The sequence below is a fragment of the Cellulomonas sp. P2_B4 genome, from assembly GCF_056404795.1.
The window spans coordinates 1-526 of the sequence record NZ_JBFUDI010000111.1; the positions used below are offsets into that span (position 1 = coordinate 1).

Annotated in this window: 1 protein-coding gene; it reads left to right on the forward strand. The window is 69.8% G+C overall.

Translation table 11 applies throughout. The features are described from left to right. Positions 1–89: 89 nt before the first annotated feature. The coding region (locus tag AC1DZC_RS20370; RefSeq protein WP_477044554.1) for a hypothetical protein at positions 90–526 on the forward strand (437 nt) is incomplete at its 3' end.

Here is a 526-nt window from a genome sequence, read left to right on the forward strand (position 1 = left end):
ACCTATGCCAATCGCGCGCTGACCATCAGCAGCTATGCCGACCAGAGCGGCAAGATCGAACAATTCCTCATCACCCCGGTGCAACGCTGATGCCCACGAAACTGCTCCAGCCCGATCGCGGCCAGCCCGCGCAGGCGATCGAAATCGTCGAGGCCGACGGCTTCGAGGCGTGGATCAAGGCTCAGCCGCCCCGTATCCGCGCGGCGGTCGCGGCGCAGAAGCTCAGCGGCAAGGGCGGCGCCAAAGCGGGCGCCAGCGCGATCCTGCCCGGCGAGGCCGATGACTGGTCGGTCGTCCTGGTGGTGAAGCACGCCGCGCTCGGCGCCTGGGACCTCGCCAGGCTGGCTGAAACGCTGCCCGAGGGAAGCTACCGCCCCTCGCGCGATGCCGGCGCCGCGATGCTCGGCTGGGTGCTCGGACAATACCGGTTCGACCGTTACCGCAAGCCCGAGGGCGAGGGCCCGCGCATCCTGTTGTCGGGCGAGCCGGCGCGGTTCGAGGAGATCGTCCGCATCGCCACCGCCAC